This window comes from Streptomyces sp. NPDC001153, from assembly GCF_053598315.1.
Map to the genome: position 1 here is coordinate 1 of NZ_JBSFJZ010000053.1, position 14744 is coordinate 14744.

At 74.3% G+C, this 14744-nt stretch carries 12 protein-coding genes; 5 read left to right on the plus strand and 7 right to left on the minus strand.

The annotated features are described in order from the left end of the window. Nucleotides 1–675: leucine zipper domain-containing protein (locus ACWDEN_RS40565; RefSeq protein ID WP_450862989.1), on the minus strand; the 675-nt coding region annotated here is incomplete at its 3' end. A gap of 302 nt (nt 676–977) precedes the next feature. Continuing rightward, nucleotides 978–2144 carry a PucR family transcriptional regulator gene (locus tag ACWDEN_RS40570; RefSeq protein ID WP_450862991.1) on the minus strand — a complete coding sequence of 389 codons (1167 nt, stop codon included), beginning with the start codon at nt 2142–2144 and terminating at the stop codon, nt 978–980. Nucleotides 2145–2304: 160 nt separating this feature from the next. Between ACWDEN_RS40570 and ACWDEN_RS40575 the strand changes: the two genes are divergently transcribed. Beyond that, nucleotides 2305–3798 carry a long-chain-fatty-acid--CoA ligase gene (locus ACWDEN_RS40575; RefSeq protein ID WP_351622346.1) on the plus strand — a complete coding sequence of 498 codons (1494 nt, stop codon included), beginning with the start codon at nt 2305–2307 and terminating at the stop codon, nt 3796–3798. Between the two features lie 77 nt (nt 3799–3875). Further along, on the plus strand, nt 3876–4322 hold the full coding sequence (locus tag ACWDEN_RS40580; RefSeq protein ID WP_351622349.1) for a DNA-binding protein: 447 nt from the start codon (nt 3876–3878) through the stop codon (nt 4320–4322). Nucleotides 4323–4400: 78 nt separating this feature from the next. Here ACWDEN_RS40580 and ACWDEN_RS40585 read toward each other — a convergent pair whose 3' ends face one another. Both ACWDEN_RS40585 and ACWDEN_RS40590 read right to left on the minus strand, forming a co-directional pair. Beyond that, a complete protein-coding gene (locus tag ACWDEN_RS40585) occupies nt 4401–7562 on the minus strand; it encodes an amidohydrolase family protein (protein ID WP_351622351.1) in 3162 nt (1053 codons plus the stop codon). A 167-nt stretch (nt 7563–7729) separates the two neighbouring features. After that, a complete protein-coding gene (locus tag ACWDEN_RS40590) occupies nt 7730–9064 on the minus strand; it encodes a hypothetical protein (protein WP_450862994.1) in 1335 nt (444 codons plus the stop codon). 113 nt (nt 9065–9177) lie between these two features. Between ACWDEN_RS40590 and ACWDEN_RS40595 the strand changes: the two genes are divergently transcribed. After that, nucleotides 9178–10410, plus strand: a complete 1233-nt coding sequence (locus ACWDEN_RS40595) for a molybdopterin-dependent oxidoreductase (RefSeq protein ID WP_351623428.1) — start codon at nt 9178–9180, stop codon at nt 10408–10410. Between the two features lie 313 nt (nt 10411–10723). On the opposite strand, the gene ACWDEN_RS40600 is transcribed toward ACWDEN_RS40595, so the two are convergent. Genes ACWDEN_RS40600 through ACWDEN_RS40610 form a run of 3 tightly spaced genes read right to left on the minus strand, consistent with a single transcriptional unit; the run spans nt 10724 to nt 12782 of the window. Next, the gene (locus ACWDEN_RS40600; RefSeq protein WP_351623429.1) at nt 10724–11479 is read right to left on the minus strand and encodes a methyltransferase domain-containing protein; all 756 of its coding nucleotides are present in this window, start codon (nt 11477–11479) and stop codon (nt 10724–10726) included. Further along, nucleotides 11476–12093 (minus strand): TIGR04282 family arsenosugar biosynthesis glycosyltransferase, encoded by a 618-nt coding sequence (locus ACWDEN_RS40605; protein ID WP_450862996.1) that lies wholly within the window; start codon nt 12091–12093, stop codon nt 11476–11478. The genes ACWDEN_RS40600 and ACWDEN_RS40605 overlap by 4 nt, the downstream gene beginning before the upstream one ends. Next, nucleotides 12090–12782, minus strand: a complete 693-nt coding sequence (locus ACWDEN_RS40610; RefSeq protein WP_351615499.1) for a glycosyltransferase family 2 protein — start codon at nt 12780–12782, stop codon at nt 12090–12092. The genes ACWDEN_RS40605 and ACWDEN_RS40610 overlap by 4 nt, the downstream gene beginning before the upstream one ends. A 111-nt stretch (nt 12783–12893) precedes the next feature. Here ACWDEN_RS40610 and ACWDEN_RS40615 point away from each other — a divergent pair, with 111 nt between their 5' ends. Together ACWDEN_RS40615 and ACWDEN_RS40620 are read left to right on the plus strand one after the other, a co-directional pair. Then, a complete protein-coding gene (locus tag ACWDEN_RS40615; RefSeq protein ID WP_351615496.1) occupies nt 12894–13625 on the plus strand; it encodes a response regulator transcription factor in 732 nt (243 codons plus the stop codon). Nucleotides 13626–13627: 2 nt separating this feature from the next. Beyond that, nucleotides 13628–14740 (plus strand): sensor histidine kinase, encoded by a 1113-nt coding sequence (locus tag ACWDEN_RS40620; RefSeq protein ID WP_351615493.1) that lies wholly within the window; start codon nt 13628–13630, stop codon nt 14738–14740. The last annotated feature ends 4 nt before the right edge of the window (nt 14741–14744 follow it).

Consider the following 14744-nt stretch of genomic DNA (forward strand, 5'->3'; position numbering starts at 1 on the left):
CCAGGCGTTGTCCGTCAGGACGCGCTCGATCCGGTCGATGCCGCAGGTGGCGAAGAAGGCTGCGGCCCGGCTCAGGAAGGCCGCGCAGGTCGCGGCCTTCTCGTCGCTGAGGACTTCGCTGTAGGCCAGTCGGCTGTGGTCATCGACGGCGGAATGGATGTAGTCGAAGCCGGTGGTGCGGCGGCGGTCGGGGCAGGCGGCACGGCCATGGACGCGCCAGCCTCCGCCGTTGGGGATGCGGCCGAGCTTCTTGACGTCCACGTGCACGAGCTCGCCGGGCCGGCTGCGTTCGTAGCGGCGGATGACCTGGCCGGTGGGCCGGTCCAGGAAGGCAAGGCGGTTCAAACCGTGCCGGGTCAGGACCCGGTGCACGGTCGAGGTGGGCAGGCCCAGGATCGGACCGATGCGGGCCGGTCCGAGTTTGCGCTCCTGCCGCAGGCCGCAGATGCGGTCCTCGACCGCTGCTGCCGTGCGGTGCGGCGTCCTGTGGGGTCGGCTGGAACGGTCGTGCAGGCCGGCTGCGCCCTCTGCTCGCCAGCGGCCCAGCCACTTGTGGGCCGTGGCCCGCGAGATACCCATTTCGGCAGCGACATGCGCGACGGGGCGGCCGGAACGGACACGCTCGACCAACAGCCGCCTGCCATGAACGGTCAGCCGGGCATTACGGTGGGACACGAAGACCTCCGTGCGGTGCAGTCCTAGACAGCTCCACCACACCGGAGGTCTTCGCCATGATCAAGCCCTGCGGCTGTCAACAACGCTCGTGATCAATACAGCTAGACGGTCGCACCGCGCCCCCGCGGCACGGACCCGGGCGGCACGCCGAGGGCAGATGCCCGGTCGGCCCGGCAGGCCGCGCGCCCTCTCGCATCGGCACACCGGCGCCCCGGTCCTCCGCCGGGCGCCGCAGCCCCAGTCCCAGTCTGCGCCGTTCCGCCGTCGGGCTGAGCCCGGTCCGCCGGGTCGGCTGGTCCTGGTCAGGCAGGCAGCAACCGCAGCGCGTACAGCGCGGCGCCCAGGTCGGCGAGGGCCATCGGGTCGGTGAGCGGACGCCCGGTCAGCTCCTCGACGCGGCGCAGCCGGTAGCGCACGGTGTTGGGGTGGACGAAGAGCCGTTCCGCGGCCCCGGCGGCCACCCCGCCCGAGCTGAACCAGTGACCGAGGGTCTGCAGCAGCCGGGCCCGCTCCACCTCCGGCAGTTCGAGGAGCGGACCCAGGGCGACCTCGACCAGCCGGCTCGCCTCGGCCGGGGCGGCGGCCACCAGCATCGCCAGCGGGCTGTCGTCGAACCGGGTGACCCCCGGACCCTCGCCGGGCAGTCCGGCCAGGGCGAGCCGGGCGAACCGCAGCGCCTGCGGGGTGTCCCGCAGCGAGTCGAACCGGGGGCTGACGCCGACCCGGGCGCGCCGGCGGCGCAGCGCGCGCAGGCTCACCGTCTCCGCGTCCCGGTGCCCGAGCGAGACCAGCCCGATCTGCTGGTCCGGCAGCAGCCGCCACACCGACGGCACTCCGGAACGGCGCAGTGCCGCCTCGATGCCGGGCAGCGGCTCCTGGCCGGGATCCGGCACCGCCGCGGCCACCACCGCGTACGGCCCGCGCTCGGGCAGGCCGAGCTGCCGGGCCGCCTCCCACGGCGTCGTACGATCCGCGAGGGCGCCCGTGAACAACGCCTCGGCCAGGGCCGATCGGCGGGCCTCGCGCTGCAGCGCCAGTTCCGCGCTGGCCTCGCGGTAGGCGGCCGCGACGGCCTCCGCGTACCGGCCGAACAGCGCCCAGATCTCCGAGGAACCGGCCACCAGCTCCGCGTCCGTGACCTCCGGGTGCCGGCGCGCCTCCCCGACCATCTCCGACCAGAGCAGCTCGAAACCCACCCGGTACGCGTGCAGGGTGTCCGCGAGCGGCACGCCCTGCTCGGCGCGCAGCCGTCCGGTCTGCTGAGCGGCTTCGACGCCCGGTCGGACGCCGTGGGCGAAACGTCCGAGCAGTTGATCCGCGTTCCCCTCGCACGACTCCCTGAGCGACGCGAAGGGGATCAGCGAGTCGTCCGCGTACGACTCGACCTCCGCACGGATGCGCTCGGCCATCCGCTCGCCCAGCTCCGGAAGGCGCCCACGCAACGCCGCACCCACATTCGACAGGCTCATATCCGCAGCGTACGGTGCTTCTTTTGTTCCTGGGAACAATCTCGGCGCAGGTGAACTGTGGGCGTCGCCATGGACGCCCCTGATCGTGCGGGCGACCATGCCGGGAGCGTTCGCGACGGGACCCGTGGGCGCGGCGGCAGCATGGGTGCGAGGAGGCATCATGGCCAATCTGGCGGAATTCCTGGTGGCGACGGCGCGACGGCTGCCCGAGCGCCCGGCGCTGCGACTCGGAACGGCGACCACCACCTACGGCGAGCTCGACCGGCTCAGCGCCCGGGCCGCCGCGCTGCTGCGCACCGAGGGCCTGCGCACCGGTGACCGGGTCGCGCTGATGCTGCCGAACGTGCCGGAATTCGTCGTCCTGTACTACGCCGTCCTGCGCGCCGGCGGCATCGTCGTGCCGGTGAACCCGCTGCTCAAGGAGCGCGAGACCGAGTACCACCTGCGGGACTCCGGCGCCGTACTGCTCTTCGAGTGGCATCAGGCACCCGGCGAGGGCGCCGCGGGCGCGGCCGCCGCCGGCGTACGGCACCTGACGGTCGAACCGGCCGCCTTCGCCGCCGAACTGGCGCGCCTGGAGCCGGAGTACGAGGTGACGGCCGCCGCCGGTGACGACATCGCCGTGCTGCTCTACACCTCGGGCACCACCGGCCGCCCCAAGGGCGCCGCGCTCACCCACTCCGGGCTGCGCCACAACACCGAGGTCAACGTCACCGAGGTGCAGCGGCTGACCTCCGACGACGTGATCGTCGGCTGCCTGCCGCTGTTCCACATCTTCGGCCAGACCTGCACCATGAACGTCGCCGTCCGCAGTGGCGCGTCCCTCACCCTCGTCCCCCGTTTCGAGCCGCAGACCGTGCTCGACGCCATCGCCCGCGACCGGGCGACCGTCTTCGAGGGCGTCCCGACCATGTACGCGGCGCTCCTCCAGCACCCGGGCGCCGCCGAGGCCGACGTCTCCAGTCTGCGCATGTGCGTCTCGGGCGGTGCCTCGCTGCCGGTGGAGATCCTGCACGCCTTCGAACGGCGCTTCGGCTGCATGGTGCTGGAGGGCTTCGGCATGTCCGAGACCAGCCCGGTCGTCTCCTTCAACCACCCCGACCGCCCGCGCAAGCCCGGATCCATCGGCACCCCCGTCCGCGACGTCGAGGTCCGGCTGCTGGACGACTCCGGCCGGGACGTCGCACCGGGGGAGGTCGGTGAACTGGCCGTGCGCGGGCCGAACCTGATGAAGGAGTACTGGCACCGCCCCGAGGAGACGGCCGCCGCGATCCCCGACGGCTGGCTGCGCACCGGCGACCTGGCCCGCCAGGACGAGGACGGCTATCTGTACATCGTCGACCGGAAGAAGGACCTCATCATCCGCGGCGGCTACAACGTCTACCCGCGCGAGATCGAGGAGGTCCTGCACGAGCATCCCGCCGTCGCCCTCGCCGCGGTCCTCGGCGTGCCCGACGAACGGCTCGGCGAGGAGGTGGCCGCCGCGGTCGTCCTGCGTCCGGGAGCCCGGACGGACACCGAGGAGTTGCAGCGGTTCGTCCGGGACCGGGTGGCCGCCTACAAGTACCCGCGCCGGCTCTGGCTGACGGACACGCTGCCGATGGGCCCGAGCGGCAAGATCCTCAAGCGGGAGATCACCGCGCCCGCGTCGTGAGACAGCCCCCGGCGTGTGAACGGATTGTTCACAATAAGCAGTTGACGCCATGTCGTTTCGAGCCTGACTCTTGACGCATGTCATCGACCGCCGATCACACCGATCCCTTCAACCCCCCGCGGCCGGAGCAGGCGCGTGCCCAGCGGGTCCACGCCTCCCTCTTCCGTATCGCCGAGCGGCATGCGGCGACCGACGAGCAACGGCGTCGCCAGATCCACCCGTCGGTCGTCGCGCCGCACGAGGCCGTCCGGCTCGTGACGTTCCTGCTGAGCGGCGCCGCGCTGCTCGACGAGGGCGAGCCGGAGGTGGACCGTGCCGACATCACGGCCGCGTTGAGTCTCGTGCCGCTGGTACGGGCGGAGCTGGACGAACTGGAGGCCTCGCTCCTGCAGATGGCCCGCGGCCGGGGCATGACCTGGCCCGAGATCGCCTTCGGCCTCGGACTCGGCACTCCGCAGGCCGCCAGACAGCGCTACGAACGCCTGGCGGACCGCACCGCCACCGACGACGGGGGCGACGCCTGAACACGTGGGCCGGCAGCCGGTAGCCGGCAGCCGCCTTCCTGTGCGACTGCGGCACCCCCTGAGCCACAGCCGGGTGTCTCACCCGTCGGCGCCGGGATGGCAGCACGATCCGCGCCGGAGCCGTTCGGCCACCCCCAGCCAGGACGTGTCCCGGGGAGGTTCGTGCACCACGGCCGACCGGTGCGCCGACGTCAGGTCGCCCTGCGTGTGCGGGACTCCCTCGCGAACGACGACGGGGATGCGGACGAGGGAGTCGAAGTCGGAGAACGGGTCGCCGTCGACGAACGTCAGGTCGGCGATCCTGCCCTCCTGCACCGTCCCGAGGTCGGCGTCGAGGCCGAGGAGGCGGGCCGGCTCCACGGTCGCGGTGTGCAGTGCCTCGGCGGCCGTGAAGCCGTGCGCGACCAGGGCACGCAGGCACAGATGGAGGGAGAGACCGACCGGGACCAGGGGCGCGTCGGTGCCCAGGGCGATACGGGCGCCCTGCGAGGCCAGCAGCCGGTAGTCCGCCATCTCGGTGGCCAGGGCCTGCCGTTGCGCGTCCGTGGGCGCGGTGCCGGCGTGTGCGCGGACGACGGCGACGTCCCAGGGCGGCATGAGACGGGTCACGCGCGGATCCTCGGCGAGCCCGGGGTCGGCGGCGAGCAGGATCTGTGCGCTGAACGGCGTGATGATCAGGGCGAAGGAGCCGTCGGCGTACTGCTGGACCAGGTCCTGGCCGATGCGGCCGAGCGGGGTGGTGGCATGCCCGTACTCCAGGCGCTGCGTGGCCTGCAGATGGGTGGTCAGGTCCTGGCCCGCCGCCCGGCCGGGCGAGCACAGATGGCTGCCGCTGGGCACGCCCAGCGCGTGGGCCACCTCGGCCGCCTCCGCCATGACCTCACCCGGCGCGCGCACATATGTCTTCACGAAGTCGACGTCCAGGGCGGTGGCACGCCGGAGCGTGCGCCGGACACCTTCGCGGGTGCGGTGGGCGCGGCCCATGCTGTACGCGGTGCGCGCGCCGTCGATCAGTTCGGCGCAGGCCAGCTGCCGCGGGCCGAGCAGGTCCCCCGAGCCGGCCGCCTCGCGCAGCCGTACCGCGTCGTACAGCGGACCGCCCAGGCAGAAGGTGGTCGTGATGCCGTACGCGAGCGTGGTCAGGCTCTGGCGGGCGCCGTAGGTGGCCGCATAGGGGTGGGTGTGGCTGTCGACGAGGCCGGGTACGACGGTCCGGCCGGAGGCGTCGAGCGTGCGGTGTCCGGGACGGCGGGCACGGTGCGGCTCGACAGCGGTGATCCGCTTGCCGGTGACGAGGATGTCGACGTCGTGCCGTGGCGGCGCGCCGGTGCCGTCCCACAGCAGTCCGGCGTGGATCCGCAGTGGTTCGGCCGAGCGGCTCGCACCGCGCCCGGCGGTCAGGCGGAGCGGCAGCGTGGTCGCCCGGTCGGTGGTGAGGGAGAGCCGGCGCAGCCGGCCTTCGGACAGGTAGAGGAGCGTGCCGGAGTCCGCGGACCAGCTCGGGTGGTCGGCAGGCTCGTCGGCGAGCCGGCGGGCGGGACCGGCCGGGCTGCCGTCGGCCGTCACGGGCAGCAGGCACAGTGCCGACTCGGCGACCAGCGCCATCCAGCGGCCGTCGGGTGACCACACGGGCCCGGAGGCGACCCGGTCGGACAGCGACTGGTGCTCGGCGGGCAGATGACGGCGTTCGCCGCCGGTGCGGGTGTCCAGGACGCGGATGAGGTTGTAGCCCTCGCGGAACCGCTGGTTGAGCCGGTTGCGGTCGCAGAACGCCAGGTACCGGCCGTCGGGCGACCAGGTGGGCGCACCGGGCGGCCCGTCGGTGGCCAGCGGCCGGGCCAGCACCTCCTCGGCGCCCGTGGCCAGGGTGCGCACCAGCAGGTTCCCGGTGACGTCCTGGCAGGCCAGGCGGGAGCCGTCCGGTGACAGCGCGGGATACAGCCGGCCGCCCTCGGCCAACGGCTCGTCGGCGCCGCTGGCGAGGTGATGACGGCGTACGGCCGTCAGCCCGTCCCGGTCCGTGCAGTACAGCAGGCTGCGCCCGTCCGGTGCCCACGCCGGCATCTGCACCAGGTGGACGTCGGCCGCCTGGAGGAGCTTGCGCGGCGTGCCGCCGACCGGCATCAGCCACAGGGCGTTCAGCGCCACGAAGGCCACGCTGCGACCGTCCGGGGACAGGGCCGGCCGGTGCAGACCGCGCACCGGGACCGGCAACTCCGGGGCGAGCGGCGCCCGTCGGGGTCCCCGGGACGGACCCGGCACCGGCATCCGGGCGGTGAAGGGAACCTCCCGCACGGAGGAACCGGCCAGGGAGCGGACGCGGATCCGGCCGTCACCCACGTACAGCAGCTCGTCCTCGCTCAGCCAGCACGGCGGAGCGGCCGCCAGGTCCTCGTCCGCCGAGACGACTTCGTCATCGACCATCAGCCGTGCCGCGTCGGCCGGCTGCCCGGGGCTGCCCGCGCCGGTCAGACGCACATACGCGATCCGCCCCGCGGGCGAGACGGACGGGCACAGCAGCCGCCCCCCGGTCACCGTCCGCAGCACTTCGGCCGGGCCGCCCGAGACCGGCACCCGGACCAGCGACAGCCCGCCGTCGTTGCCGCCGCCCGGCGTGTGGGCGGCGCGCACGCACACCAGCGACCGCCCGTCCGCCGACCAGGCGGGATCGAAGTCCTCGTGGTCCCCGCCGGTGAGCCGCCGCAGCCGGCCGTCGGCCACGTCCAGCACCCACAGCCCGTAGGAGGCGCCGGCCGTGGCGTCGCCGCCGCGTTCGGAGGAGAAGGCCAGCCGGGTGCCGTCCGGCGACCATGCGACCCCGCGGTCGTCCCAGGGCCCGTCCGTCAGCTGCCGCAGCCCGCCGCCGTCCGGCCGCAGCGACCACAGATGGAAGCCGCCGCCGCGATAACCGCACACGGCCAGCGTCGTGCCGTCGGGGGACAGCGCGGGGCGCGTCGCCTCCAGCTCCCAGTCCGTCACCGCTACGGCCGCTCCGCCCTCCCGGGGCACGCGCCACAGCACCCCCTGCACCTCGGCGATCAGGTCACCGCCGGCCCGGCTGCCGGTGACCGAACCCCCGGTGATCCGGGTGCAGGTGAGCAACCGCCCCCCGTCGCCGGCCCGCGCACCGGGCCCGCCCGGCAGCCCGACCGCCGTCGCCGCCCGTGCGGAGACCGCGGTGACCAGCCCTGCCGCCGCCGTCCCGAGAAACCCGCGCCGGCCCACGCTGCCGAAGTCCATCCCCAGTCCTCCCTGCCTGCCGTCTGTCGTTCAGCCAAGTGGCAGCGGCACATCCCGCACCAGTACGCCATTTCGGCCACACCGGCCCCGGCCCACGCCCAGGGCAACGCCCGGACCGGGCGGCGGTCACGCGGGGTCACCCTGCCGTGCCGACGGCTCGGGAACACTCACCAGCCCGTCAGCAGCAGGTGGTTGAGGAGCAGGGCCAGGACGGCCTGGGCGGCGAGCCAGGGGCGGGGGTGGGGGAGAAGGGCGCAGGCGGGGAGGAGCCAGAGGGCGAAGGGCAGCCAGATGCGTTCCGTCTCCGCCTTGCTCATGCCGGACAGGTCGGCGACCAGCAGGGCGATCAGCGCGACGGAGACCAGGAGCGCCAGCCGCACCTCCGCGGGGCGTCGGGTGCCGGTCCGGGGGAGCAGCGCCGTGGTCGTCCGGCGCAGGCCCGCCACCGTGGCCGGGCCGGTGATGACCGCGGTGCAGGCGAGGTTGGCCCAGACCCAGTAGCCGTAGGGGCGGGTGCCGCCGACGCCCTGGTAGTAGCGGGTGACGAGGAGGTGGTAGGCGTGCCACCAGTCGAAACCGGCGAGCGTGAACACCACGGGGAACACGGCCAGTCCGGCGAGCAGGGACAGCAGGAGGGCGGGGCGTTCCCGGAGTCCGCGGCCCGCGAGCGCGACGACCGCCGCGCCGATCAGGGCGAACAGGGTGAGGCCGTAGGACAGGTAGCAGGTCAGGCCGAAGAGGAGGCCCGAGGCCGCCGCGTACCCGTGGGACCGCCGGGTCAGGGCCAGGGCGAGCAGCGCCAGGGACCAGGCGGCGACGGCCGCGAAGTAGGCGTCGGCGGAGGTCCCCTGCCACACCGCGGCCGGGGCCAGCACCAGGAACGGCGCGGCCCGCCGCGCGAGCGCCTCGCCGGCCAGCGCGCGGAGCGCGATCAGCACGGCCACGCAGCCCGTGGCACCCACGGTGATGCACCACATCCCGGCCCAGCCGCCGCCCCGCAGCCCGATCCGGTCCAGCAGCACGAAGGTGAGCGTGGCGGCCGGCGGATGGCCGGCGATATGGGCGGGCCAGGGGTCGGGGGTGCCGCTGACGATGTGGTGGGTGAAGTCGCGCAGGGTGGCCGGGATGTCGTGGAAGCGGCCGATGACCCGGAGGTACTCGTTGGTGGTGGTCAGCCTGACGGCGATGCCCTGGTGCCAGCCGTCGACCAGGGCGAGGGACAGGATCCAGGCCAGGGCGGCCGCCCAGGCCGCCGCGAGCAGCCCGCGCCAGGGCAGCCGGGCCGCGAGGGCGGGGCCGTGGGCGACGGTGGCCGCCGCCACCGCCAGGGCCGCCGGGGTGCCGGGGCCGAGGTGGGGGTCCCAGTCCGCGAACAGCGGCGGCCAGTGCACGAACAGGGTGTGGCGGGTGTCCTGGATGTGCCGGCCGACGACGACGGCCGCCGTCACGAGGAGGGCGGCGGCACCGGCGGCGTACAGGTCACGGCGAAGGGATCGGGTCACACCGGAACGCTAGGCCGGGGGAGCGGCGACCGGCCGCCGTACGGGCCGGACGTCAGCGTTTCGTCACCGGTCGCGGACCCTTTTCCGGTGGTCCCCCGGCCTACGGTCGGGACATGCGCGACCATTCCCGGCTTCCCACTTCCCCAGGTTTCTGGCGCAGCCCCCTGCGCGGCCCCTGGTTCACCTCGGTGCTCGGCCTCGTCCTGCTCGTCGGCATCACCGTGCTGTTCGTGACGGGCCTGGTGTCGTACGCCGCCTACAACCCGGGCCTGTCCCGGGTGAACGACATGACTCCCGACAAGGGCGTCCTGGGCTTCTACCTCTTCGCCTGGCCCACCGACCCGGTGTGGCTGTACCGGCTCACGCAAGGCGTCCACGTCACCCTCGGCATCACCCTGGTCCCCGTTCTGCTGGCCAAGCTGTGGTCGGTGGTGCCGCGGCTCTTCACCCTGCCGCCGGCCCGCTCCCTCGCGCACGCGCTGGAGCGGATCTCCCTGGTGCTGCTGGTCGGGGGAGGGCTGTTCGAGTTCACCACCGGAGTCCTCAACGTCCAGCTGGACTATGTCTTCCCGGGCTCCTTCTACCCGCTGCACTTCTACGGGGCATGGGTGTTCTTCGCGGCGTTCCTCGCACACGCGGTGCTGAAGACACCGGCCGCGGTGCGCACCGTACGCAGGCGCCGGCAGGAACAGAACGACCTGGTCTCCCCGCGCCCCGCGGCGCCCACCGTCTCCCGGCGCGGCGCGCTGGGCCTGGTGGGCGGCGGTTCCCTGCTGCTGTTCCTGACCACGGTCGGGCAGAGCCTGGGCGGACCCTTCCGCCGCACGGCCCTGCTCGCCCCGCACGGCACCGCCGATCCCGGCGGCGGCCCGAACGGCTTCCAGATCAACAAGACCGCCGCCTACGCCGGCATCACGACGGCCGACACCCACGAGGACGCCTGGCGGCTCGTCGTCACCGGCCGCACCGGGACCGTCCGGCTCAGCCGGGCCCAGCTGCTCCAACTGCCGCAGCACAGTGCCTCGTTGCCCATCGCCTGTGTGGAGGGCTGGTCGACGGCCGACCAGTGGTGGCGCGGGGTACGGCTGCGCGACCTCGCCGCGCTCGTCGGCTACGACGGCGATCCGCCGGACGTGCTCGTGGAGTCCCTGCAACGGCACGGAGCGTTCCGGCGTGCGGCCCTGCGCGCCAACCAGGTGGCCGACGGACGCTCTCTGCTCGCGCTCTTCGTCAACGGCGAGGAACTGTCCCCCGACCACGGCCACCCGGCGCGGATCATCGTCCCGGCGGCACCCGGTGTGCTCAACACCAAGTGGGTGGCCCGACTGACCTTCGGAGACCTGTGATGCCTCGTCGCGTACGCCTGGGCAGTCCCTTCCAACTGCTGCTGCTCGCCTGCTCGTTCGCCCTCGCCGCGTACGCCGGGGTGCGGCTGCTCGCCGGTGACTGGTTCGGGGTGGCGCTGTGGATCGTGGGCGCCGCCCTGCTGCACGACCTCGTGCTGCTGCCGCTGTACACGCTGGCCGACCGGGCCGTCACCGGCGGTCTGGGGGCGGCCGGACGGCGCGGCTGGACGCTGTACGTGCGCGTCCCGGCCCTGCTGTCCGGCCTGCTCCTGCTGGTCTGGTTCCCGCTGATCAGCGGCATGGTGGACCAGCGCTACCGGTCGGCCACCGGGCTCTCCCCGGACGGCTTCCTCACCCGCTGGCTGCTGATCACCGCCGTGCTCTTCGGCGGCTCGGCGCTGCTCCTGGTATGGCGTGTGCGCAAAGCGGCGAAGCACCGCCCGCCCGCCGACCACTGAGCCACGGACCGCCACCCGGCCCTGCGCGCGTACCGCAGCAGGGCCGGGGTGCCCAGGCGTGCCCAGGGAAACGGGGCACCGGTGGCCCTGGCGGCGCCGACCGTGTCGACCACCTGGACCCGGGCGCGTTCGTCGACGTGCCCCGGCACGGTCTCGGCGATCAGCAGGCCGCCCGGGCGCAGCAGCGCGGCGACCCGGTCCAGCAGCACGGACGGCTCCCCGCCGATGCCGATGTTGCCGTCCATGAGGAGCACGGTGTCCCAGCGGCCCTCGCCGGGCAGCGACTCGAACACCGAGCGCCGCAGCGCCTGCCCGCCGAGCTCGATGGTGTGGTCGACGGCGGCCTCGCTGACGTCGATGCCGAGCACGGTACGGCCCCGGGCGGCGAGTTCCGCCACCAGCCGGCCGGGACCGCAGCCGACGTCCAGGACGGCGCCCTCGCAGCGGTCCAGGACCTCCAGGTCGACCTGATCGGCTCGGCCGCACCAGCGCTCCACCTCCAGCGGCAGCAGCCAGCCGTCGGTACGGCGCAGGAACAGCGGGCCGCGGCCGGTGCGCACAGCGGCCGCGTAGGGGTCGGCGGCCGCCCAGGCGACGGCACTGCCCCTCATCGCGGGGTGACCGGCGTACAGCGGGCCAGCTGGGCGGCGAACCGGCCGCTCGGGGCCAGCGCGGCGACGGCGTGCGCGTCGGCGGCCGTGTCGACGTCCCGCAGCCGGGGCAGCTCGCGCACCCGCAGCCCTGCGGCCAGCAGCCGTTGCCGCTGCGCGGCCCCGGTCACCGGCGTCGACATCGGCACACCCCGCAGCAGCGCGGGGTCGGGCTCGGCCAGGCCCAGCGCCCAGAAGCCGCCGTCCTCGGCCGGGCCGAGGACGGCGTCGCAGCCCGCGAAGTCCACGGTGAGCAGCTCCGGCGTCACCTGCGGGGTGTCCATGCCGATGAGCAGCGCCGGGCCGGAGCAGTGCGCGAAGGCGTCCGCCAGCCGCTCGTCCAGCCCGCCCGCGCACTGCGGCAGCACCTCGAAGCCCACCGGCAGCCAGTCTCCCGGCGCCCCGTCGAGGACGAGGACCCGCCGGGTCGCGGGGGCCGCCGCCACGGCATGCAGGGTGTCCGCGAGCGCCGCCTCCGCCAGACGGGCGGCCTGCTGCGGGGTGAACGGCGGGGTGAGCCGGGTCTTGACCCGCCCCGGCAGCGGTTCCTTCGCGATGACGAGCAGCGTGGTCACCGTACGAGCCCCCCGTCGGCCGGGGTCTCGGCCAGCACGCGGCTCATGTCCCGCACCGCCTGCCAGGTGCCCCGCCAGGTGCCCGTCACCTTGGAGGCGCCGGTGCGCGGCCGGTAGGACACGTCGTGCTCGGCGATGAGCCAGCCGGCGTCGGCCGCGCGGACGACCATCTGCAGCGGATAGCCGCTGCGCCGGTCGGTGAGGCCGAGCGCGAGCAGCGGCTCACGGCGGGCGGCGCGCAGCGGGCCCAGGTCGTGCAGGCGCAGTCCGGTACGGCGGCGCAGTATCCGCGTCAGCGCGAGATTGCCCGCACGGGCGTGCGCCGGCCAGGCGCCCCGGCCCTCGGGACGCCGTCGGCCGAGGACCAGGTCGGCGGCGCCGTCCCGGATCTCCCGTACGAAGGGCACGAGCAGCGCGGGGTCGAGGGAGGCGTCGCAGTCGCAGAAACAGACGATGTCGGCCGTGGCCGCGGTCAGTCCGGCGTGGCAGGCGGCGCCGAAGCCGCGCCGCGGCTCGTGCACCACCGTCGCGCCGAGCGCGCGGGCGATGTCGGGGGAGCCGTCGGTGGAACCGTTGTCGACGACGAGGGCGCGCCAGCCGGCCGGGATCCGGCCGAGCACCCAGGGCAGGGCCTCGGCCTCGTCCAGGCAGGGGAGCACCACGTCGACGTCCGCTGAAGTGGTCGTCACGGTTTCACCCTACGAACGCCAATCGGGCATTTGGGACTCATGGTCCTTACGAAACGCGGACGCCCGCCCCGCGGCCCGACGGCGGCGGCCGAGCGGTGGGAGGCTGGAGCCATGCAATCGCTGTACGAGCCCCACGGGACCGAAGCCGCAGGCGGGACGGCCCGGATCCTGGTCGTGGACGACGATCCGACCGTCGCCGAGGTCGTCACCGGATACCTGCACCGCGCCGGCTATGTGGTCGACCGCGCCGACGACGGCCCGACCGCCCTCACCCGCGCCGCCGCGCACCGGCCCGACCTCGTGGTGCTCGACCTGATGCTGCCCGGCATGGACGGCCTGGAGGTGTGCCGGCGGATGCGGGACGGCGGGCCCGTGCCGGTCATCATGCTCACCGCCCGCGGCGACGAGGACGACCGCATCCTGGGCCTGGAGGTCGGCGCCGACGACTACGTCACCAAGCCCTTCAGCCCCCGCGAACTCGTCCTGCGCGTGGAGTCGGTGCTGCGCCGCAGCCGCCCCGCCACCACGGGGCACCGGCTCGCCGCGGCCGGCCTCTCCGTCGACCCCGACGCCCGCCGGGCCACCAAGAACGGCACCGAACTCGCCCTCACGCTCCGGGAGTTCGACCTGCTCGCGTTCTTCCTGCGGCACCCGGGCCGCGCCTACAGCCGCGAGGACCTGATGCGCGAGGTCTGGGGCTGGGACTTCGGCGACCTCTCGACCGTCACCGTCCACGTCCGCAGGCTGCGCGGCAAGGTCGAGGACGACCCGGCCAGGCCCCGCCTGATCCAGACGGTGTGGGGCGTGGGCTACCGCTTCGAACCGGACGGGGCGGTGCACTGACCATGCGTGACACCCTCCTCATCGCCCTGTACGCCTTCGCCGGCGCCGCGGCCGCGGGGGTGGCGGGAGCGGGCGTGCTGCGCCTGATCCGGCGCCGCTCGCTCACCGCCTCCGTCGCCGTGGTCGCGGCGGTCGGCGTCGGCGCGATGCTCGCCGGCACGCTCGCCGTCGCCTGGGCGATGTTCCTGTCGTCGCACGACCTGACCGTGGTCACCACCGTCGTCGCGATGGCGGCCGTGGTCTCCCTGGCCACGGCGCTGCTCCTCGGCCGCTGGGTCGTTGCCCGCAGCCGCGAACTCACCGACGCCGCCCGCTCGTTCGGCGACGCGGGCGCCTTCGCCGCCCCGCACGGACCGGTCACCGCCGAACTGGCCGCCCTCAGCCGTGAGCTGGCCGCCACCAGCGCCCGGCTCGCCGAATCCCGCGAACGGGAGCGGGCGCTCGAGAAGTCCCGGCGCGAGCTGGTCGCCTGGATCTCGCACGACCTGCGCACCCCGCTCGCCGGACTGCGCGCCATGTCGGAGGCGCTGGAGGACGGCGTGGCCGCCGACCCCGGCCGTTACCTCAAACAGATCCGCACCGAGGTCGAACGGCTCAACGACATGGTCGGCGACCTCTTCGAACTCTCCCGCATCCACGCGGGCACCCTCCCGCTGAGCCCCTCCCGGATCTCCCTGTACGACCTGGTCGGCGACGCACTGGCCGGCGCCGACCCGCTCGCCCGGGAACACGGGGTACGGCTGGTGGGCGACCGCGTCGAACCCGTACCGGTGGAGGTGGACGGCAAGGAGATGACCCGGGTGCTCGGCAACCTCCTGGTCAACGCCATCCGCCGGACCCCGCCCGACGGCACCGTCGCCATCGCCGCCGAGCGTACCGACGACGGGGTGGTGCTGTCCGTCACGGACGGCTGCGGCGGCATCCCCGAGGAGGACCTGCCGCGCGTCTTCGACACCGGCTGGCGTGGCAGCGACGCGCGGACCCCGCCCGCCGGGGCGGGGCTGGGGCTGGCGATCGTACGGGGCATCGTCGAGGCCCATCAGGGCCGGGCGACCGTCCGCAACATCCCGGGCGGCTGCCGCTTCGAGGTGACCCTGCCGACGGCGAAGGCGTGAACGG